We start from the raw sequence: 19,505 nt of genomic DNA on the forward strand, positions 1-19,505 counted from the left end.
CTGAAGATCAACATGATCACGGCGATGGCCGTTGCCCTCATTGGGATCGTCCTCATCGTCGTGCAATCGCGACGCCATCCAGATCCCGAGAACAGCCCGTACTTGCCGGGGCGCGCGTGGTCACCGCCTGCGCCCGACACGAGCGACACGGTCCCCAGCACGCAAGCTGGCCCAGCGTCACCGAGTGGCACGGTACACCCATGACGCCGGACAGTGCCGCCCCGGACGCGTCAGCCAGGCTGAAGCGTCAGCGACGCCTTTTCTTGAGATCAGGACAGCTGCTCATGATCGTGGGTGTCCTGATTGCTGTTGCTCACTGGCTAGGGCACCTGGATCCGGTAACCGCGACGCATCCGCCGGTCTGGGTTGAGCTCCTGGTCAACTATCCGGTAGCGGCCGTTGTGGTGATTATCGGCGCCAATCTGTCGTCGCACAAACCCAAGTGAGCGGACTCCAGCCCGGGCACAGCTCGTCATCTCCGGGCTGGCCCAGGCCTTAGAGGACCCATTCGAAGGATTCCTCGAACGTCTCCTCCCCCTCGTCGTCATCGAACACGTTGGCGACGAGGTGGGTGAGGTACAGCGCGAATCCGGTTGCGATTTCGCTGAATTGGGTTCCGTCGAACGGCCCGTACCAGGACACTTTGCACGGGCCCTCCGGGTCGAGGTCCAGACGGTTCATCGAAGCTCCCTCGGGCGAGGCCAGGATGAGGATGCGCACGGAGATCCATGGGGGCATGCCGCCCATGATGTCTCCGAGGGCGATGCCGTCTACCGCGTGGCCCGACAGGGCCAGCGACAGGAGCACTGCAAGGTCCGCGGTGACGTCGTCGCCGGCCTCGTAGCGGAGGTAGCTTTCCCGATCGTTGGAGACGAGTTGGATGGCGTCGGGCGCCCACGCGAGCCGGCGATAGGCGAGGATGTCGAGGGCGGCACGGACCAGGTCGGTGAGGACCTTGCCCGCGGTCACCGCATCCGTGACGCCGTCATACTCAGGCCGACCAGAATCCCAAATCGTACGGATGCTCTCCCGGGTGGTGGGGATATGTGTCATGGACGGTTCACTCTCCGTCGCTCTCTGCCGGTCGTGGCAGGTGAAGGCGCTTCAGCATCAGCGCGTTGACGGCGACGATCACGCTGGAGCCGGACATCGAGATCGCCGCGATCTCGGGGGTCAACCGGATGCCGTATGCGGGGAAGAAGACGCCGGCCGCGATCGGCAGGGCGATGGCGTTGTACCCGATCGCCCAGCCGAGGTTCTGTCGCATCTTCCGGACGGTTCCTTTCCCGATGCGCAGCGCGACGGGGACGTCCAACGGATCGGACCGCATCAGCACGACGTCCGCCGTCTCGATGGCGACGTCGGTGCCTGCCCCGATGGCGATACCGAGGTCGGCTTGCGCGAGTGCCGGGGCGTCATTGACTCCGTCACCGACCATGGCCACCCTCTTGCCTGCAGCTTGGAGTTCCGTGATCTTCGCGGACTTGTCTTCAGGCAGGACCTCCGCGATCACGGTATCGATCCCGAGCTGGGAGGCAATGCGTGCGGCGGTGGCTTCGTTGTCTCCGGTGAGCATGACGACCTGGATCCCCGCGTCGTGCATGGCCGCCACCGCGGCAGCAGCGGTCGGGCGCACGGCATCTGCCAGTGCAACGACGCCGGCCGCCTTGCCGTCCACGGCGAGCAGGACCGCGGTGCGTCCCGTTGACGCGAGCGCATCGCGTTGGACCTTGACTGGTTCGATATCGACGCCTTGGGCGAGCATCAATTTGCGGTTGCCGACCAGCACGCGGTGCCCGCTCACGGTGGCGCCTGCCCCGTGCCCGGGTACATTCTCGAAGTCGACGGCGTGGCCCACGGTCACACCCCGGCCCGCGGCATAGCTGACCACCGCAGCGGCGAGCGGATGTTCTGATTCGCGCTCCACGGCCGCAACGAGTCCGAGCAGTTCGTCTTCGTCGATGCCGATCGCGATGAAGTCGGTGACTTCCGGTTTGCCCTGGGTGAGGGTGCCGGTCTTGTCCATCACCACGGTGTCGATCCGTGCGGCCGTTTCCAACGCGGTTGCGGTCTTGAACAGGATGCCGCGTTTGGCGCCGAGGCCGGTGCCGACCATGATTGCCGTCGGGGTGGCCAGGCCGAGCGCGTCCGGGCAGGTGATGACGACTACGGTGATCGCGAACAGCATTGCTGTCGGACCGGTTGCGCCTGCCAGCAGCCAGACGAGGAGGGTGGCGATTCCGCCGATCAGTGCCACCAGTACCAGCCAGAACGCCGCACGGTCGGCCAGTCGCTGCCCGGGAGCTTTGGAATTCTGCGCCTCTTGCACGAGGGCGACGATCTGGGCCAGTGCGGTGTCCGCGCCCACCTTCGTCGCCCGGACCCGGAGGGTGCCCGTGGTATTCACGGTCGCGCCGATCACCATGGAGCCGGCCGTCTTGGCCACGGGAAGGCTCTCCCCGGTGACCATGGACTCATCGATATCCGAGTCGCCGGCCTCGACGACGCCGTCGGTGGGGACCTTGGACCCCGGGCGCACGAGCATCAGGTCGCCGGGTACAACCTCTGCCGTGGGAATTTCAACGGGTTCCCCGTCGCGGATCACGAAGGCCTGCGAGGGCGCCAGCTCGAGCAAGGTACGGACGGCGTCATTGGCGCCGCCCCGTGCCCGCATTTCGACCCAGTGCCCGAGCAACACGAAGCTCGCCAGGACCGTGGCGGCTTCGTAGAAGACGTCGCCCCCGCCGGTGAGGGTGACCACGACGCTGTAGAGCCAGCCCGATCCGACGCCGACAGCGACCAGGACCATCATGTCCAGCGTTCTCGCCCGCAATGCCCGGTAGGCGCCGTCGAAGAAGATCCACGCGGAGTAGAAGATCACCGGCAGCGACAGGATCAGGGCCGCAACGTCGTCGCGGAGCCCGAAGGGTGCCGGGAGCGTGAACCCGATGACCTCGCGTCCGATCGGTGACAAGAACGTGATCGGAACGGACAGGATCGCCGCCACCAGGAACCTGTTACGCATGTCCCGGATCATGCTGGACATCGTCATGGTGCCATGGCCGCCGCCGTGACCCATCGCGTCCTGCATCGTCCGGGTCGGGGATGCCGTATGCGCGGCATGGGCGTCCGCGGGTGACTGAGTGATGTCTGATGTCGCGCTGGGACCAGCGGGCGCCGCGACAGTGGGATGCGCATGGGCCACGGCCTGGTCCGGGGCGGCACTGCTGGCGGCCAGTGGGTCGCAGATGTGATCAGGCACGGATTGCCCGTCGCAGTGGTACCCGCACTCGCGCACCCACCCGGCGAGGTTTTCGATTGAAGTCTGTCGCGGGTCGAAAGTGATTGTCGCCGTCTGCGCGACGACGTTCGTGTCAACTCCCAGGACGCCGGGGCGTCGAGATAGGACCGCATCGGCGACGGCTTTGGATGACGCCCACCCCACGCCCCGTACTTGCATGATCGTGGTTTCGGTCGGCTGGCTCATTCGAACGATCCTCTCTGAAACATAATGATTGCTCGACGCTGGTTCACCGTGTCCCCGGCTGCCGATACTCGCCATCATATACCCCCCAAGGGTATCTTGTGTTCGATTGATCGGCTCGATGGAGCAGCCGGGCACTTCCTGCAGCGCTGCACAGCTGGGCGTTTCCTCGCGGAATTCGGTCAACCCTCTCAGGCCACGGGGAGCATCCGTTGACTACAGTGTGAGGATTGCCGCGTCCGGACGGCGACAGGAAAGTAGGGGTCAGAGTGGCAGGAGCATCGGCGAGCGTGTGCGCATGCACGGCCGTGCGGCTGCGCCGTGCGCTCCTCGGAATCCTCTCGCTTGCAGCTGTCGTCTTCGGCTTGGTAGCAATGCATGCGGGGATGGCGGCTGAATCCGAAGCCTCACCGCATTCCCACGTCATGATTGGTGCGCATTCGGTCACTACAGCCCCAAGCACAGAGGGCTCGAAACTCGGTCTGGCCACTGCCGCTTTCTACGAGACGTCGAACCTGCCGTCGACGTGCTTCGGAATGTGCACCGCCGATTGCCTCATGACAGGCCCCGCGTGTTCTGCCGGGCCCATCGCGCACTCCCCCAATTCCTTTACCCAACCCGCAAGTCCCGTCGTTGTCGACCGGCCTGTCGAGCGAGCAGGTCCCGCTCTGGCACGGCGCCTTCCTCTACAACGACCACCCTCGTTGACCGTCCTGTCGATCAGCCGCGTCTGATCAACAATCGCCCGCGAGCCTCCACCCGGCACGGGCGCACAATCCCCGTTCCCGGCCTTCCGTGACTCGTTCCGCCTGCGAGCACGCTCCTCACCTCTGGAACTACCTCCGTGGACCAGATTCAAAACCTCTGTCGAACAGATTGGACTCCCCTTGACTTCCCTTCGTATTCCCCTCATCGCTGCCACCGCGCTCGCCGCGGCCATCGCCCTGTCCGCTTGCTCGGCCGGCACCACCACAGCCGGCGGCGCCAATGCGTCCGCATCCTCCGCCCCCACCGCGTCCACAGCAGTGTTCAACGATGCCGACGTGTCCTTCGCCATGCCGATGGTCGACCACCACCAGCAGGCGATCACTATGGCCCAGACCATGCTCGACAAGACCGGCGTCGATCCTCGCGTCACCGCTCTTGCCGAGCAGATCAAGGCGGCCCAGGGGCCGGAAATCACGATGATGAATTCCTGGGTCACAGCCTGGGGTGCGACCGCCACCAGCATGCCCGGAATGGATATGACTACCGGTTCAATGACCGATGGTGACATGGCCGCACTGAATGCCGCGACCGGCCCGGCCGCCGACAAGCTGTTCCTCCAGCAGATGATCCAGCACCACCAGGGCGCGATCGACATGGCCAACGTCGAGCTGAAGGACGGGCAGAACCCGGATGCGCAGGCGCTGGCCACCAAGATCATTGCCGACCAGACGGCGCAGATCAAGCAGATGCAGGACATCCTCGCCACCATGTAACCGGCCCGCCGACAGGCCGCGGAGCGTCAACGGCGCTCTGCGGCCCCGGGCGCCTAATTCCCTTAGGTGACTAGGATTAGGTTGACCTCCCTTTTCTGATCCGTGCGCGAGGTACACCAACATTTTGAAAGGGCTCGACCATGGCAAAGTTCGGTGATCTGGAAAACGCGATCATGAACGAGGTCTGGCAAGCCGAGACCCCGCTGTTGGTTCGAGAGATCCTTGACAGACTCAATCGCGGGCTCGCCTACAACACCGTGCAAACGGTCACCGAGATCCTTAACCGCAAGGGTTGGCTGAGTAAGGAACGGGACGGCCGCGCATTCCGATATGGTCCCGCCGCAACCCGGGACGACTACGTCTCCGGACTCATTCGCGAGGCGCTGTCCTTCGCGGATGACCGGGCGGCGGCGCTCGTGGGCTTCGTCGACGAGATGCCCGATGGCGAAGCAGCAGAACTCCGCCGCCTGCTGGCCGCTGCGCATGAGAATGAGCCGCAGCCGTGATTGTCGCGATCACCCTGACCCTCTATGCGATCGCGCTCTCCGTCGCCGTACCCCCTCTCCTGCTGCGAGCGAACTGGGTTGATCGCGCCCCCCGGCTGGCTATCGCGACCTGGCAGGCCCTGACGGTCGCAGTCGTGGGTTCTCTCGCACTCGCCGGCCTCTCTTTTGCGATTCCGATCGCCGGCCTCGGCGGGAAGGGCCTCATCGAGGTCCTGCAGGCCTGCACGATGGCGCTGCAGCAGCAGTATTCGACACCGACCGGAGCCGCCGTCGGTATCGGCGGGGCGCTGCTGGCCGGGGCTGTTGTCACTCGCAGTTTCTGGGGCCTGGCCTCTACGGGCGCCCGGATGTCCCGGGAGCGCAATGCACATCGTCGCGTTCTCGACATGGTCGGGCGCCCGGATATTGATCGCGATATCGTCATCCTCGACTCGGCGGACGCGGCGGTCTACTGCATGCCGGGAATCCACCGGCGCACCGTCGTCACCACGGCCGCACTGCATGCCTTGACCGACGAAGAACTCGTCGCGGTGTTGGCCCATGAGCGCGCACACCTCGCTGAGCGGCATGACCTCGCCCTGGCCTTCTCCGCGGCACTGTCCCAAGCGTTTCTGAGGCTCCCGCCTTTCCGTCTGGCCGCGCGCGAGACGGCCCGCCTGGTCGAACTTCGTGCCGATGATGTCGCGGCTGAACGCACCCACCGGCTCACAGTTGCGGCAGCGCTCCTGGCCGTCGTTGCCGTGCCCCCGCACGCGGTGCCGGCCGTCGCACTCGGAGCGGCAGGACCTGGGGCCGCGGCCCGGGTTCGCAGACTCCTTCCTCCGCGCCAGTCAGTGGGCCGCTTCCCCGTGTGCGCAGTGTCGGTAGCGATCGCGCTCCTGCTGATCGCGCCCGGGCTGGCCCTCGGCTGGCCGGCCGTCACAAGCGCGGATCACGCGTTGTGCCCCGCCGAGCCGTCAACCAGCCTGTCGGCGTCCCTTTCTCCGAGATCCGGCAGCGCGCCTGCGCCGGCAACGCCTGCTGCACATACCCCGTGTGCCGTCGACAGCATGGACGAGGGTCGCTTCTCCAGCTGACTTTCAGCTTCGGCATGCCAGCTAGACAACTGCTTCACAATCACCTAATCTCCTTAGGAGGATAGGTGAAATCGTCCGCGCAGGACGCGGCCTAGGTGAAGGCGAAGAATATATGGAGAATCTACTGTTCGGCGGCACTCTGCTCGCCGCTTTCCTGGGTGGCCTGGTCGCCCTCCTCGCGCCCTGTTGCGTGTCGGTGATGCTGCCCGCCTACCTGGCGTCGGGCATGCGCCGGCGCTCCGGCATCGTGGGAGCGACCCTGGTCTTCGCTGCCGGGGTCGCCACGATCATCGTGCCGATCGGGTTGGGCGCAACGGCCTTGATCGGCCTGATCTCCGGCCAGCACGCGATCGTCTTCACGATCGCCGCCACGGCGATGCTGATCGGCGGGATTGCGATGCTGTTCGGTTGGAAGCTGCAGCTTCCGATGCTCGCGCGCCGCGTTCCCGCCGGTCACGGCCTCGCCTCGGTCTACGGACTCGGCGTGTTCTCCGGCGCGGCCAGTTCCTGCTGCGCTCCGGTGCTGATCGGCGTCGCGGTGCTCTCCGGCGCAACGGCCTCCTTCCCCGCGGCCCTGGCCGTTGGCCTCACCTATGTGGCCGGAATGGTCGCCCCCCTCGCCATCTTGGCGCTGGTCTGGGACCGCAAGGATTGGGGCTCAAGCAAGTGGCTTCAGGGCCGCCAGATCACCCTGCGCCTGGGCCGGTTCAGCCGTAGCCTCGCCGTCGGCAGCTTCGCTTCCGCCGTCCTGCTCATCGTGATGGCTATCCTCACCTATATCCAGGCCGCCGTCGGACCCGGCATGACCTCTGGCGGCTGGCTGGCCCAGTTCGGCGCTGACCTCCAACACAGTGTTTCCGTCGCGACCAAGGCGCTCGCCTGGCTTCCCGGCTGGGCCGTCGCGATCGTGTTGGTTGCCGGTGTCGGCTATTTCGTGTGGCGCGCCACTCGCCACACCGAACCAAAGTCCCCGGAACCAACCGTGGCGACGACACCCGACGGGTCGGTTCAGGCCGCCGACTCTGAATCCAGCTGCTGCAGCGATGCAGCCCTCGAAACCCCCGCACGCACAGGACAGGACACCTCCAAATGAGTTCCGCCCCCAAAAACACGCAAAAGGCTCCCGCCGCCCGATCGCGCCGCCCCGGCTGGTTCGGTTGGATCACTGGGCTGCTGATTGCCGGCATCGTCCTCGCCGGGCTATACAGCGTCTTCGCCAGCGCGAACACCCCGAAGACGGCAGCCGCCGGTACGACGACGCAGTCCACCTACGACGTCGGAACCCCCGGCATTGGTCAGGTCGCACCAGCGTTCACGCTCGCCGACAACTCCGGCGGACAGGTGTCCCTGGCCGACTACTCCGGCAAGAATGTGCTGCTCTTCTTCCAGGAAGGCCTGGCCTGCGAACCATGCTGGACGCAGATCACCAGCCTGGAAACGGACGCCGCGAAGCTCCACGCGGCGGGAATCGACGCCGTCGTGTCCATCACAACCGACCCGGCCCAGCAAATCGCCCGGAAAACCACCGACATGGGCCTGAAAACCCCAGTCCTGTCCGACCCCGACCTGGTCACCTCGAAAAAGTACCAGGCCAACGAATTCGGCATGATGGGCACCAGCACCGATGGACACAGCTTCATCCTCGTCGGCCCCGACGGCACCATCAAATGGCGCGCCGACTACGGCGGAGCTCCGAAATACACCATGTTCGTGCCCGTCGACCAGCTCCTCCTCGATCTGAAGACCGATACGACGTCATGATCGCCCTGACCCTACTCACTCAAAGCGACTGCCCGTCCTGTATCGCGGGAAAACGAGTGCTTGCCGAGCTGTCCGCCGAATTCCCCCTCCAGATCGACGAGGTCGACGTGAACAGCGACACCGGCCGTGCGATCGCCCTTGAACAGCGCCTGGCCTTCACCCCCGGGCTCGTCGCCAACGGCCGACTGATCGCGCACGGGCGTCTGTCCACCCGCGCCCTCCGGCGGAAATTCACCACCATGCTCGCAACCACCCAATCAACTCAACCAGAAGGATCCTGACATGCAGCAATTCCTCTACATCCTCCCCGCCCTGATCTGCCCCGTCGGAATGGGCCTGATGATGTGGTTCATGATGCGCGGACGCGGCCACGGCAAGACCGTCGACGGGCCCGAAGAACAGGAACTCGCCCGCCTGCGCGCCGAAGTCGCCGCCCTCCGCCCCCAGGCCGCGGCATTCGAAGAACGCCACCCCGGGACCGGACCGACCGCGTGATCCCGATTCTGATCTCCCTGGTCGCGACGGCGCTTGCCGCGGCTCTGACGTGGCGGTTCTGCATGCGCCCCATGCTGCGCAGCAGAACCGCCCCGGGTGACGCCGGGTGTTGCGCGAAGCCGGCGACGGACGTCCAAGCGGACATTCAGGCCGCCCGAGCCGAACTCAAGTCGCTACAGGACACCATCGGGTATATTTCACCTGACCCGAAGGACAGCTGACATGGCTCGTGAAACACCCCCACACTTGGACGACCACTCAGAGGGTGGAGGTCACGAATCCGCGCCCGCGACAGTCAAACAGCAACGAGCCGAGCGTCGGGCAGAAAAAGTCGCCATCCTGAAGCGCGAACAATCAAAAGCGAAACGGAACCGGAAGATCGGAATCGCCGCAGCCTGGTCCGCTGCAGGGATCGTCGTGCTCGTCATCGTCCTCGTCGTCACAACCACCGGCGCCCCCAAGAACGCGGCAGCACCGACATCCGTTGATGGCGTACAAACCTTCCCGAACCAGACCTCCCAGCACGTCACCGGTACCGTGAAATACAACCCGCTGCCGCCGGTGGGCGGAGACCACTCCGTCACACTCCTGAACTGTGGCGTGTATTCCGAGAACGTCCCCAACGAAAACGCGGTGCACTCGCTCGAGCACGGCGCCGTGTGGGTCACCTACGACGCTTCAAAAGTGACGGGTGGTCAGCTCGCAGCACTGCGCAAGGAGATCCCTTCGACATACGCAATCCTGTCGCCGTTCGCCGGTCTCCCGTCGTCGATCGTCGCATCGGCATGGGGCACGCAGCTCGACATCAGCGACCCGGCCGATCCTCGACTCGCGGCATTCATCGCCAAGTACCGCGGGGCCGCAACTGCTCCAGAACCCGGCTCCCCCTGCACCGGAGGCCTGGACGGACCGGGCAAGGTGTCCTGACCTCCATCGTCGCCAGAGAACACCAATTCCACGAATGAACGACAAGAGAATGTGAGCACAAAATGATGGGGTACGGCGGGATTGGCTGGACAGGACCATGGATGATCTTCGCGTGGATATTCGCCATCGGGGGCATCGTTGCCCTGGCGTTTGTCATCTACCGGCTCTTCCATGGAGATCGCCCTCAGCAGGACAATAGCGCCGGACCCACCTCGGCCAGAACGATCCTGGACGAACGTTTCGCGCGCGGTGAAATCGATGAGAACGAGTATCGGCAGCGCCGCGAAACCCTCAACGGCAGGTAGCGAAGGTCCGAACGTGGGCACACTGATCGGGTACGCCCGAGTTTCACCGCAGGCCCTGGAGACCGACCACCAAGTACGGGACCTCGCCGCTGCGGGCGTCCGGCCGGACGACCTCTATGTCGACCTAGGCGCCTGCGGCGCTCGCACAGATCACTCCCTCCTGGAGCGCGCCATCGGAACACTTCGGGAGGGCGACACTCTCGTCAGCACCACGCTGGCCAGCTTGGGACGCTCCACCTCCGACCTTTTGGCGCTGACTGGGACGCTCCGCGCGAACGGGGCAGCACTCCGAGTCCTCGATATCAGCGAGTCCACAGACAACTCCAGCGCCTCGGGACAGAACACAGTCCTCGCGGTTCTGACTGCCGTCGCCGGCCTTGAATTAGAGGTGGCCCGGGAACGCATCCGCGAAAGCGTCTTCAAACGACGTTCTTCGAGCACACGCCGCGGCGGTCGTTGGAAGACCTTTACCGAGCGCCAGATCCGCAACGCTCTCCGACTCATTGAATCCGGCGAACAACCCTCACAGGTGGCCCGGGATCTTGGCATGTCCCGCACTACGCTTTACCGCCGCATCAACAACATCCAACCGTGACGCGGATTGTGCCTTAGCCTCGATCCACCGGTGAGACTCGGGGTTTGACGGCGCGTTAAACCGAGAATGCCTTCCAGGTCAGGAAAAATGGTACTTACCACGGTTCATTTTTCACGACATGAAAGGCATCTCGTAGATGCAAGTTTTCCATAGATCCACGGCTGTGTCCGCGACCTTCGACGACACGAATCTCGTGTCGCTTGCCGGTCTGGTTCCGGCGATGTTGTTGGCGGCTTCGACGGGGCTGGGCGAGCTCGCGAACCGGTGGTTGACGTTGCCCGGCTACTTCGGTGCGAACGCCGGGTTGAAGGTCACCGCTTTGGTCGCGGGGATGCTTGCGGGTGCGGACTCCATCGATGACATGGCTGTCCTTCGCCACGGCGTGATGAAGAAACTCTTCGTCGGCGCCTACGCCCCGTCCACGTTGGGTTCGTTCCTGCGCGCGTTTACCTTCGGCCATGTCCGCCAGCTCGACGCCGTGGCGTGGCGGTGGCTGGTCAACGTCGCCCAGGCCGCGCCGATCGTGGCCGGGATCAACGAGTATGCCCTGGTCGATATTGACGACACCATCAAAGAAGTCCATGGCTACCAGAAGCAGGGCTCCGGCTACGGTTACTCCGGAGTGCGCGGATTGAACGCGTTGATCGGCATCGTGTCCACGACGCTGTCTGCGCCGATCATCTCCGGGTCGAGGCTCCGCAAGGGCGCGGCCGGGTCCCCGCGCGGCGCGGGCAAGTTCGTCGGCGATATCCTCGCCACCGTCCGCAGGCTCCGGTCGAAGACCGCGTCCGGGCTCGTGCTCCTTCGCGCTGACAGTGCGTTCTACGGCCACGCGGTCGTCGCGGCCGCGCACCGGGCCGGCGCCAAGGTTTCGATCACGGCCCGGATGGATCCGGCCGTGAAGCGCGCGATCGCTGCGATCGGCGATGACGCGTGGACGACGATTCAATGCACCGACGCGATCCGGGACGAGATCACCGGGCAATGGGTCTCCGCGGCCGAAGTCGCCGAGATTCCCTTCACCGCGTTCAGTTCGAGGAGACTCAGCGAACGCATCCCCGGGCGCCTCGTCGTTCGGCGGATCCCGGAGCTGAATCCGTTCGAAGGCGCCGGGCAGCCGACGCTGTTCGATACGCACCGGTTCCACGCTTTCTTCACGACCAGCGCCCTGGACACCGTCACGGCTGATAAAACACACCGGCAGCACGCGATCATCGAGCAGATCAACGCGGACCTGAAAGACAGTGCGCTCGCGCACCTGCCGTCGGGGATCTTCACTGCGAACGCGGCCTGGCTTGTTCTGGCCACGATCGCGTTCAACATGTCTCGCGCCGTCGGGACCCTCACCGGCACTGACCTCGGGAAGGCGCGCTAGGCACAATCCGTCGCAAACTCATCCAGGTTCCGGCCCGCATCTCGACCTCGGCCCGGAAACTCGTCCTGCACCTTCCGGCCAGCTGGCCCTGGGAACACGGGTGGCAGGCCGTGTTCACGGCGGCCCGCCGCGAACCGCGACCATCTGACCATCCAGCCACACGGCGCAACCGGAGCAGGAACACCACCGGCAGCAAGGCCGACCGCACCGCCATGCCCACCACCAGGAACCTCAGATCAACTCCGAGCTACCCGCTCACCCAAGCCGACCGGTGGATCGAGGCTAAGACGCGCGCCGATCCCCCAGTCGTGCGACAGCCCCGGACCTTCGGCCGACTGATTCTTGCCTATCCGAAAAGTTCGCCGAGCCAGTTCTCTTTCTTTCGGCCTCGACCGGAGGAGTATCCGCCTCGCCCCGAGTCGCCGTGGCCAGAACCACCGTGATCGTCGCGGGATCGCCTGTCAGGTGACGGATCACCGAGGCGGCCGGATGACTCCGTCACCGAACGTTCAATGATTTTGTCAAGCTCGCCTCGGTCGAGCCACACGCCGCGGCACTGTGGGCAGTAGTCGATTTCCACTCCGGACCTGTCGCTCATAGCCAGCGTCGAGCCGTCGGTTGGGCATTGCATCTCGTCGTCCTCTCGTTGCGCATTCCAGAGCGCGAAGTCATGTTAACCTCGTGCACAATGTATGCAAGACTGTTCATACGTAAAGGTAGTCTGAGGCAAAAAGCCGTGCGGACGCTGTGAAGGAGAGAGACGCTGATGGGATCTGAACACGCACACCCCTCCGCTGTGAGCGCCGGCGGCAAACATCGCAAGCCGCTGCTCATCGCCTTTAGCCTCACCGCTGCCTACATGATCGTGGAATTCGTCGTCGGCTTCCAAGTCAACTCTCTCGCGTTGATCTCCGATGCCGCACATATGGGCACTGATGTCCTCGGACTCGGCATGGCACTCGCCGCGATCACCCTGGCCTCACGGCGCACCACGAGCCAGAGGACGTACGGGTTCTACAGGCTGGAAGTGCTCGCTGCACTCGCCAACGGGATCCTCTTGTTCGCCGTAGCCGGGTACGTGCTATTCGAAGCCATCCAGCGCTTCAGCGACCCGCCCTCGGTACCCGGCCTTCCCTTGTTGGTCGTAGCCGTCATCGGCTTGATGATCAACCTGATCAGCTTCCGACTCTTGACGGCCGGCTCCAAAGAGAGCCTGAATCTCAAAGGTGCTTACCTTGAAGTGATGGGTGACCTGCTCGGTTCGGTCGGGGTCATTGTCGCGGCCATCATCCTGTTCACGACCGGCTGGCCATACGCCGACCCCATCATCGGGGTCGGGATCGGATTGTTCATCCTGCCCCGCACATGGAAGCTCACCCGCCAAGCACTACGCATCCTCATGGAAGTTGCCCCACCGAACCTGAACATTGACAAAATCGGAGCTGAAATTGCCGAGCTGCCCGGAGTCGCGGCGGTGCACGACCTTCACATCTGGACCATCACGTCGGGTATGGAAAGTGCCAGCGGGCACGTAGTCGTCAAGCCCGGCGCGGACTACAGTGACGTGTTGGACTCCGTGGTCCTGTTACTGCGAGACCGGTATCACGTGTCCCATGCCACGATCCAATGTGAGCCTGCCGACTTCGCAGAGGCAGATAACCCGGTCTGACCGGAACCGATACGCTGTGTCTATGGGCAGCGTACAGGCAAAACCAACGGAGAACGGGCGCGATTCACTCGCTCCAATGAGAACGATTGACGCCGAACACGTCGCTCTTGTCCGGGCAAGCATGCCGTCCGTTGAGGACGTCGCGGATCTTTCCGACGTGTTCGGACTACTCGGCGAACCTAACAGGGTGCGCATCCTCATCTCACTGCTGAACGGACCAATGTGCGTCCGTGACCTGGCTGCAGCCATCAACCTCAGCGAATCCGCCGTGTCGCACGCGCTGCGGCTGCTCCGCGCCCACCGAGTCGTCGAAGTCCACAGAACCGGTCGCGTCGCCCACTACACGATTGCGGACTCCCACGTGCGTGATCTCCTGGAGCTCGGCCTCGAACACGTCGGACACACAATACTCATCCACGCCACCACCGCGGAAACGGATCGCGATTGCGACCCAGGAACGATTCCCTGCGATCAATTGCAAGTCTAAACACCCCGATAGTGGCCTTTCAGGCTCATCCGATGGGTAGCGAAGCAGGAGAGTTTGGAGACGTCGGCGCTGTAGGACTGGCAGGCGATCTTGACGCCTTCGGCCATGGTCAAATAGGGGCTCCACATTGTGGCGACTTGGTCGACGGTCATCCCTGCCTCCAGAATGTACGCGACGGCCGCAGCGATCTCACCGGCATCTTTCGCAGCGGCGGTGATGCCGACGATCAGTCCGGTCTGGGAGTCCGCGACAACCTTGACGAACCCCCGGGTGTCTCGGTTGACCAGGGCGCGGGGCACGTATTCCAGGGGCAGCACCCGGCACTCGCAGGAGATTCCGGCGGCGTTGGCTTCCTTGTCCGTCATGCCCACCGCGGCCAGGGCCGGGGTGGTGAAGGTGACGCGGGGAAGGTGGCGGTAGTCGACCGTGCGCCCCCATCGTTGAACGCGTTCTCCACGACGAGGGCGCCATGAAAAGCCGCCACGTACACAAACTCGCGGTGCCCGGTCACATCCCCGGCCGCCCAGATCCGCGGGTTGGTGCTGGTCAGCATGTCGGAGACCTTGATCTGGCCCCGGTCACCGACAGTGACGCCGACCGTGTCGAGGTTGAGGCCCTCGGTGACCGGACGTCGTCCGGTGGCCACGAGCAGCTTGCTGGCCCGTATGTTTTCCTTCCCGCCGGTGCTGGTCACCTCGGCGATCACGTCGCCGGTGCTCTCGTCGCGGTGCACCGCAGACACGATGGCCCGGCGGATGACCCTGATGCCCTCATCAGCGAATACCCCCATGAGGACCCGGGCGGCCTCGGGCTCTTCCTGCGACGCCAGCCGTGAACGCACCAGGACCGTCACCTGGGAGCCGAGCCGGGCGAACAATTGCGCTTGTTCCAAGGCGACGTAGCCGCCTCCCAAGACCAGCAGCAACTCGGGCACATCGCCCAATTCCATCGCGGTGGTCGAGGTCAGGTAGTCGACCCCGGACAGGCCGTCGATCGGTGGTTTCCACGGGGCAGAGCCGGTGGCCACCAGGTAATGTCCGCGCGCACGGTCTGCACGGTGCCGTCGGACGCGGTGATGTTCAGTACCGGCTCTGCCTCAGACCCGACGAACGTCGCGTCCCCGTGACGGAGGTCCCAGTCGTAGTTGGCGATCAAATCCACGTACTTGCCGGCTCGCATCGTGTCGACTAGGTCGCGCTTACCGCCGATCAACTTCTCCATGTCCACCGGCCCGGCGGAGGCGACGATGCCGGGTCGCATCCAGGGCGACGTGGCGCGCCTCTGCGGCCGCCAGCAAAGCCTTGGACGGGATACAACCAGTATTGACGCAGGTGCCTCCGATGGCTCCGCGCTCGAACATCAGCACCCGCTTGCCGAGCTTGGTCGCCCGGATCGCAGCCGCAAACGCACCGCCACCGGAACCGATGATCGCCAGGTCATAGTTGGCCAGTGTTACGTCAGACATGAGTCCTCCAGGCAGTGCCAAACGGCGGTCGCGTTGTCGCCGGACAATTCCGGCGTGCGCTGAACCCAAGCCTGGACCTTCCCCTACGCTGGAAGGTCAAGACAGATCACAATTCCAGTCAGGGCAGGAGCAGGCGCGTGGGAGAAACGGCCGACGCTGCCGGAATGACGGCGAAAACGCTGCGATTCTACGAAGATCGGGGCCTGCTACCCACGGCAGACCGCACGGCCAACGGGTATCGGGATTATGGGCAAGACGCCCTCAGCCAATTGGACTTCATCCGCCGTGCCCGCACCGCCGGACTGACCCTGGCCCAAATCCAGGAAATCCTGCGCCTGCGCGACTCCGGCGACGCCCCGTGCCCACGTGCGCGACCTGCTCGCCAGCCGACTGTCCGAACTGGACCCGCGCATCCCGGAGCTGACCGCGCTGCGCTCGACGGTCGTCGGCTTTTATCAGGACGTCGCGGCCGCAGACCCCACCGGGTGCGATCCCGAAGAGGTCTGCAGCTATCTGTAAGACTCGCGCCTCACGCATCCGACAGGCGGCCAGCGACCGCCGGCCCAGGCTTGGCCCGAGCTACGAACGCAACCATCCGCCGAAGCAGGCTCAGGCTGCTCACCCCTGTCGAGCGTTTCCCATTCCGACGTTATAGCCACTGAACGATAACGACACCATCTCGCGCTATCATCGTTACATGACGATTATTTCTGCAGTTCCGGCCGATGTCTGCGAGCAACTCGATCCTGCGGCGGCGTTGTTCCGTTCGCTCAGCGACCCGACCCGGTTGAGTATTGTGAAGCGGATGGCCGGCGGCGAGGTGCGGGTCAGCGACCTCTCCGGCGAGCTGGGGCTGGCCCAGTCCACAGTATCGGCGCACGTTGCGTGCCTGCGTGAGTGCGGCCTGGTGGAAGGCCGCGCGCAGGGCCGCAGCGTGTACTACTCGCTGTCCCGTCCAGAACTGATGAACATGCTCGCCCAGGCCGAGGTCCTGCTCGCCGCCACCGGCAACGCGGTCAGCCTGTGCCCCAATTACGGCTCCGGCAGTGCCGGCGCCCCGCTGACAATGGAGAATGCACGATGAGTGATGCTTGCGGCTGCAGTGACGAGAAAACCGGGACCGGGGAAGCCGAAGAGGCGGAGGAGGCCGTCGGGTTTTGGCAGGTGACCGAAGTCCGGGCAGCTGCGCTGGCCGGGGCGCTGCTCCTCGTTGCGTGGATCGCCGCGCTGGCCGGCGGCCCCCGATTACTGACCCTGCCCTTGGAAATCGCGGCGCTGCTGGTTGCCGCCTGGACGTTCGTTCCATCCACCCTCCGACGACTGCTCAAGGGCAAGATCGGGGTCGGCACGCTGATGACGGTCGCCGCCACCGGCGCGGTCGCGCTCGGACAGGTCGAGGAAGCAGCCATCCTGGCCTTCCTCTACGCGATCTCCGAGGGCCTTGAGGAATACTCCCTGGCGAAGACCCGCCGGGGCCTGCGCGCATTGCTGGACCTGGTCCCGGCTGAGGCGAGTGTCCTGCGTGACGGCGTCGAGGTCACCATCGCCCCTTCCGAACTCGTACCCGGGGACCGCATGGTCGTTCGGCCCGGGGAACGGCTGGCCACCGACGGCAGGATCGTCACCGGCCGCACGTCCCTGGATACCTCGGCGCTCACCGGGGAATCCGTCCCGGTCGAGGCCGGACCGGGAACCGAGGTCTATGCCGGGTCCATCAACGGCACCGGACCGCTCGAAGTCGAGGTCACCAGCACCGCTGAGAACAACTCGCTGGCCAGGATCGTGCACATCGTGGAGGCCGAGCAGTCCCGCAAGGGCCCGGGCCAGCGCATGGCCGACTCAATCGCCAGCAAGCTCGTTCCGGGCATCCTGATCGCTGCCGCCCTGATCATCATCTTCGGCTTCATCGTCGGCGAACCACTGCTATGGTTCGAACGCGCCCTCGTCGTCCTGGTCGCCGCCTCGCCCTGCGCCCTGGCCATCTCCGTCCCCGTCACCGTTGTCGCCTCCGTCGGCGCTGCCAGCCGCATGGGCGTGCTCATCAAGGGCGGGGGCGCCCTGGAAACCCTCGGCAAGATCCGCACCATCGCGCTGGACAAGACCGGAACCCTCACCCGCAACAACCCCGCCGTGATCGACGTCGCCGCCACCGGATCCGCTACCAGGGACCAGGTCCTCGCCCTCGCGGCCGGCCTGGAATCCCGCAGTGAACACCCGCTCGCCCGCGCCATCCTCGCCGCGACCCCGGACCGGGCGCCCGTCATCGACGTGGACACCGTCCCCGGTGCAGGCCTGGAGGGCCGGCTGGAGGGCCGGAGTGTCCGGCTCGGCCGTCCGGGCTGGATCGACGCCGGACCGCTGGCCGCGGACGTCGAGCGGATGCAACAGGCCGGCGCCACCGCTGTCCTCATCGAGGACAACGGGCAGGTCATCGGCGCCATCGCGGTCCGTGACGAACTGCGCCCCGAAGCCCGCGAGGTCATCGCCCGGCTGAACGCGTCCGGATACACCACGGCCATGCTCACCGGCGACAACCTGATCACCGCCACCGCCCTCGGACAGGCCGCGGGCATCACCGAAGTCCACGCCGACCTCCGACCGGAGGACAAGGCGGAAATCATCCGCACCCTCAAGGCCCGCCAGCCCACCGCCATGGTCGGCGACGGCGTCAACGACGCCCCGGCCCTCGCGACCGCCGACACCGGCATCGCCATGGGCGCCATGGGCACCGACGTCGCCATCGAAACCGCCGACATCGCCCTGATGGGCGAAGACCTGAACCACCTGCCCCAGGTGCTCGACCACGCGCGGCGGACCCGGCGCATCATGCTCCAGAACGTGGGCCTGTCCCTGCTCCTGATCGCCGTGCTGATTCCCCTGGCCCTACTCGGCATCCTCGGCCTGGCCGCCGTGGTCCTGATCCACGAACTGGCGGAAATCGTCGTGATCGCCAACGGCGTCCGGGCAGGCCGGATCAGCCGCACAACCGCACTGAAGGCCGTGCACCCCGCCCCGGCCCTGGAACCGGCAGCGTGAGCGCCGAAGCCACCGCCCGCCCCGGCACATCCGCCGGGGCGGCCCGAAGACTCAGGTCTGTGCTGCTCGTCTGGGCGGCCGTGCTGGCCGCGACTAACCTCGCGATCAAGACACTGGCCGAGACCCTGCTCACCGGCGGGGCGACGACCGACCTGGGATTGCTCAACATCCGACTGCTCTACAACCCCGGCGTCGCGTTCAGCCTCGGCGCGGACCTGGCCCCCTGGATCATCATCGCGGTCACAGGCCTGATCATTGCGGCCCTGACCTGGTATGCCATCTCGTCGGCTCCGGCCATGACAGGGCTCTCCCGCGCAGGCGCGGCACTACTGCTCGGCGGAGCCGCCGGCAACTTCATCGACCGGCTCGACGGGCACGGCGTAGTGGACTATCTGCACACCGGATGGTTCCCCACCTTCAACCTCGCCGATGTCTTCGTCACCACCGGAGTCGCGCTATACATCCTTGGCACCATCCTCGCCCCGCGGCCCCGGAACGGCGACTGAGCGGGGGATCCGCCCGGGCCTCGTCCTCGCGGGGCGACTACCCCTTCCTCAGCCACAAGACGTGGGCTCGCGCCGAAAGCGCGCCGCCACTGGCCCACGCCGCAATGGCAACGGGCAGAAGAACCACAAGAAAGTCGTTGCCGGTCACGGCGTTGACGACTAGGACGGACAGGCCCAGGGCGCTGGCAATGAAAGCGCCGATGGCGCAGGTGGCGAAGTTCCAGAGTTTCACGGGCGCACATCCAATCGCGGTCAGGCCAGTAACAAACTTAGTCAGCATACATTCGTTGGTTCCCGGCCGCGGACTCTTGCCCTATACACCAGGTATGCAAGACTG

20 protein-coding genes and 3 pseudogenes are annotated in these 19,505 nt (G+C 65.3%); 18 read left to right on the forward strand and 5 right to left on the reverse strand.

The window, feature by feature from the left end:
* Positions 1-200 precede the first annotated feature (200 nt).
* A complete protein-coding gene (locus tag MQH31_RS11555) occupies positions 201-446 on the forward strand; it encodes a hypothetical protein (protein ID WP_243012181.1) in 246 nt (81 codons plus the stop codon).
* Positions 447-495: 49 nt separating this feature from the next.
* Here MQH31_RS11555 and MQH31_RS11560 read toward each other — a convergent pair whose 3' ends face one another.
* Both MQH31_RS11560 and MQH31_RS11565 read right to left on the reverse strand, forming a co-directional pair.
* Positions 496-1,053, reverse strand: a complete 558-nt coding sequence (locus MQH31_RS11560) for a hypothetical protein (protein ID WP_243012182.1) — start codon at positions 1,051-1,053, stop codon at positions 496-498.
* Positions 1,054-1,060: 7 nt separating this feature from the next.
* Entirely contained in the window at positions 1,061-3,487 is a 2,427-nt protein-coding gene (locus MQH31_RS11565; RefSeq protein ID WP_243012183.1) for a heavy metal translocating P-type ATPase, read from the reverse strand.
* Between the two features lie 884 nt (positions 3,488-4,371).
* Between MQH31_RS11565 and MQH31_RS11570 the strand changes: the two genes are divergently transcribed.
* The 11 genes and pseudogenes from MQH31_RS11570 to MQH31_RS11620 form a co-directional block, all read left to right on the forward strand.
* Positions 4,372-4,965: a DUF305 domain-containing protein gene (locus tag MQH31_RS11570; RefSeq protein ID WP_243012184.1), complete on the forward strand. Its 594-nt coding sequence runs from the start codon at positions 4,372-4,374 to the stop codon at positions 4,963-4,965.
* A gap of 140 nt (positions 4,966-5,105) precedes the next feature.
* Positions 5,106-5,471 carry a BlaI/MecI/CopY family transcriptional regulator gene (locus MQH31_RS11575; protein WP_243012185.1) on the forward strand — a complete coding sequence of 122 codons (366 nt, stop codon included), beginning with the start codon at positions 5,106-5,108 and terminating at the stop codon, positions 5,469-5,471.
* A complete protein-coding gene (locus MQH31_RS20880; protein ID WP_243012186.1) occupies positions 5,468-6,547 on the forward strand; it encodes a M56 family metallopeptidase in 1,080 nt (359 codons plus the stop codon). Before MQH31_RS11575 ends, MQH31_RS20880 begins: the two co-directional genes overlap by 4 nt.
* Before the next feature lie 112 nt (positions 6,548-6,659).
* Positions 6,660-7,640 (forward strand): cytochrome c biogenesis CcdA family protein, encoded by a 981-nt coding sequence (locus MQH31_RS11585; RefSeq protein WP_243012187.1) that lies wholly within the window; start codon positions 6,660-6,662, stop codon positions 7,638-7,640.
* Complete coding sequence (locus MQH31_RS11590) at positions 7,637-8,308, forward strand: peroxiredoxin family protein (protein ID WP_243012188.1); 672 nt, start codon at positions 7,637-7,639, stop codon at positions 8,306-8,308. The genes MQH31_RS11585 and MQH31_RS11590 overlap by 4 nt, the downstream gene beginning before the upstream one ends.
* Positions 8,305-8,589: a glutaredoxin family protein gene (locus tag MQH31_RS11595; RefSeq protein ID WP_243012189.1), complete on the forward strand. Its 285-nt coding sequence runs from the start codon at positions 8,305-8,307 to the stop codon at positions 8,587-8,589. Before MQH31_RS11590 ends, MQH31_RS11595 begins: the two co-directional genes overlap by 4 nt.
* A gap of 1 nt (position 8,590) precedes the next feature.
* Positions 8,591-8,803, forward strand: coding sequence for a hypothetical protein (locus MQH31_RS11600; RefSeq protein ID WP_243012190.1), 213 nt, complete (start codon positions 8,591-8,593; stop codon positions 8,801-8,803).
* A gap of 222 nt (positions 8,804-9,025) precedes the next feature.
* Positions 9,026-9,730, forward strand: a complete 705-nt coding sequence (locus MQH31_RS11605) for a thioredoxin-like domain-containing protein (RefSeq protein ID WP_243012191.1) — start codon at positions 9,026-9,028, stop codon at positions 9,728-9,730.
* A 101-nt stretch (positions 9,731-9,831) separates the two neighbouring features.
* Positions 9,832-10,035 (forward strand): SHOCT domain-containing protein, encoded by a 204-nt coding sequence (locus MQH31_RS11610; RefSeq protein ID WP_243012192.1) that lies wholly within the window; start codon positions 9,832-9,834, stop codon positions 10,033-10,035.
* A gap of 13 nt (positions 10,036-10,048) precedes the next feature.
* A complete protein-coding gene (locus MQH31_RS11615) occupies positions 10,049-10,630 on the forward strand; it encodes a recombinase family protein (RefSeq protein WP_243012193.1) in 582 nt (193 codons plus the stop codon).
* Between the two features lie 136 nt (positions 10,631-10,766).
* Positions 10,767-12,142, forward strand: a pseudogene (locus tag MQH31_RS11620) (IS1380 family transposase); the annotation flags it as partial.
* Between the two features lie 209 nt (positions 12,143-12,351).
* On the opposite strand, the gene MQH31_RS20685 reads toward MQH31_RS11620, so the two are convergent.
* Complete coding sequence (locus MQH31_RS20685; protein WP_279238671.1) at positions 12,352-12,636, reverse strand: TFIIB-type zinc ribbon-containing protein; 285 nt, start codon at positions 12,634-12,636, stop codon at positions 12,352-12,354.
* Positions 12,637-12,771: 135 nt separating this feature from the next.
* On the opposite strand from MQH31_RS20685, the gene MQH31_RS11625 reads away from it, so the two are divergent.
* Both MQH31_RS11625 and MQH31_RS11630 read left to right on the forward strand, forming a co-directional pair.
* A complete protein-coding gene (locus MQH31_RS11625) occupies positions 12,772-13,674 on the forward strand; it encodes a cation diffusion facilitator family transporter (protein WP_243012194.1) in 903 nt (300 codons plus the stop codon).
* Positions 13,675-13,750: 76 nt separating this feature from the next.
* Positions 13,751-14,161 carry an ArsR/SmtB family transcription factor gene (locus tag MQH31_RS11630; RefSeq protein WP_243012195.1) on the forward strand — a complete coding sequence of 137 codons (411 nt, stop codon included), beginning with the start codon at positions 13,751-13,753 and terminating at the stop codon, positions 14,159-14,161.
* Here MQH31_RS11630 and merA read toward each other — a convergent pair.
* A pseudogene (gene merA, locus MQH31_RS11635) lies at positions 14,158-15,626 on the reverse strand (mercury(II) reductase). The gene MQH31_RS11630 and the pseudogene merA sit on opposite strands and share 4 nt — an antisense overlap.
* A gap of 164 nt (positions 15,627-15,790) precedes the next feature.
* Here merA and MQH31_RS11640 point away from each other — a divergent pair.
* The 4 genes and pseudogenes from MQH31_RS11640 to lspA all read left to right on the forward strand — a co-directional run bounded on the left by MQH31_RS11640 (position 15,791) and on the right by lspA (position 19,168).
* Positions 15,791-16,145: pseudogene (locus MQH31_RS11640) on the forward strand (heavy metal-responsive transcriptional regulator).
* A 178-nt stretch (positions 16,146-16,323) separates the two neighbouring features.
* Positions 16,324-16,710: an ArsR/SmtB family transcription factor gene (locus MQH31_RS11645; RefSeq protein WP_243012196.1), complete on the forward strand. Its 387-nt coding sequence runs from the start codon at positions 16,324-16,326 to the stop codon at positions 16,708-16,710.
* Entirely contained in the window at positions 16,707-18,662 is a 1,956-nt protein-coding gene (locus MQH31_RS11650) for a heavy metal translocating P-type ATPase (protein WP_243012197.1), read from the forward strand. Before MQH31_RS11645 ends, MQH31_RS11650 begins: the two co-directional genes overlap by 4 nt.
* Positions 18,659-19,168, forward strand: coding sequence for a signal peptidase II (gene lspA / locus MQH31_RS11655; RefSeq protein ID WP_243012198.1), 510 nt, complete (start codon positions 18,659-18,661; stop codon positions 19,166-19,168). Before MQH31_RS11650 ends, lspA begins: the two co-directional genes overlap by 4 nt.
* Before the next feature lie 37 nt (positions 19,169-19,205).
* Here the strand turns inward: lspA and MQH31_RS11660 are convergent, their stop codons facing one another.
* Positions 19,206-19,400, reverse strand: coding sequence for a hypothetical protein (locus MQH31_RS11660; RefSeq protein ID WP_243012199.1), 195 nt, complete (start codon positions 19,398-19,400; stop codon positions 19,206-19,208).
* Positions 19,401-19,505: the final 105 nt, after the last annotated feature.

This window comes from Cryobacterium zhongshanensis (assembly GCF_022760445.1).
Taxonomy (GTDB): Bacteria; Actinomycetota; Actinomycetes; order Actinomycetales; family Microbacteriaceae; genus Cryobacterium; species Cryobacterium algoricola.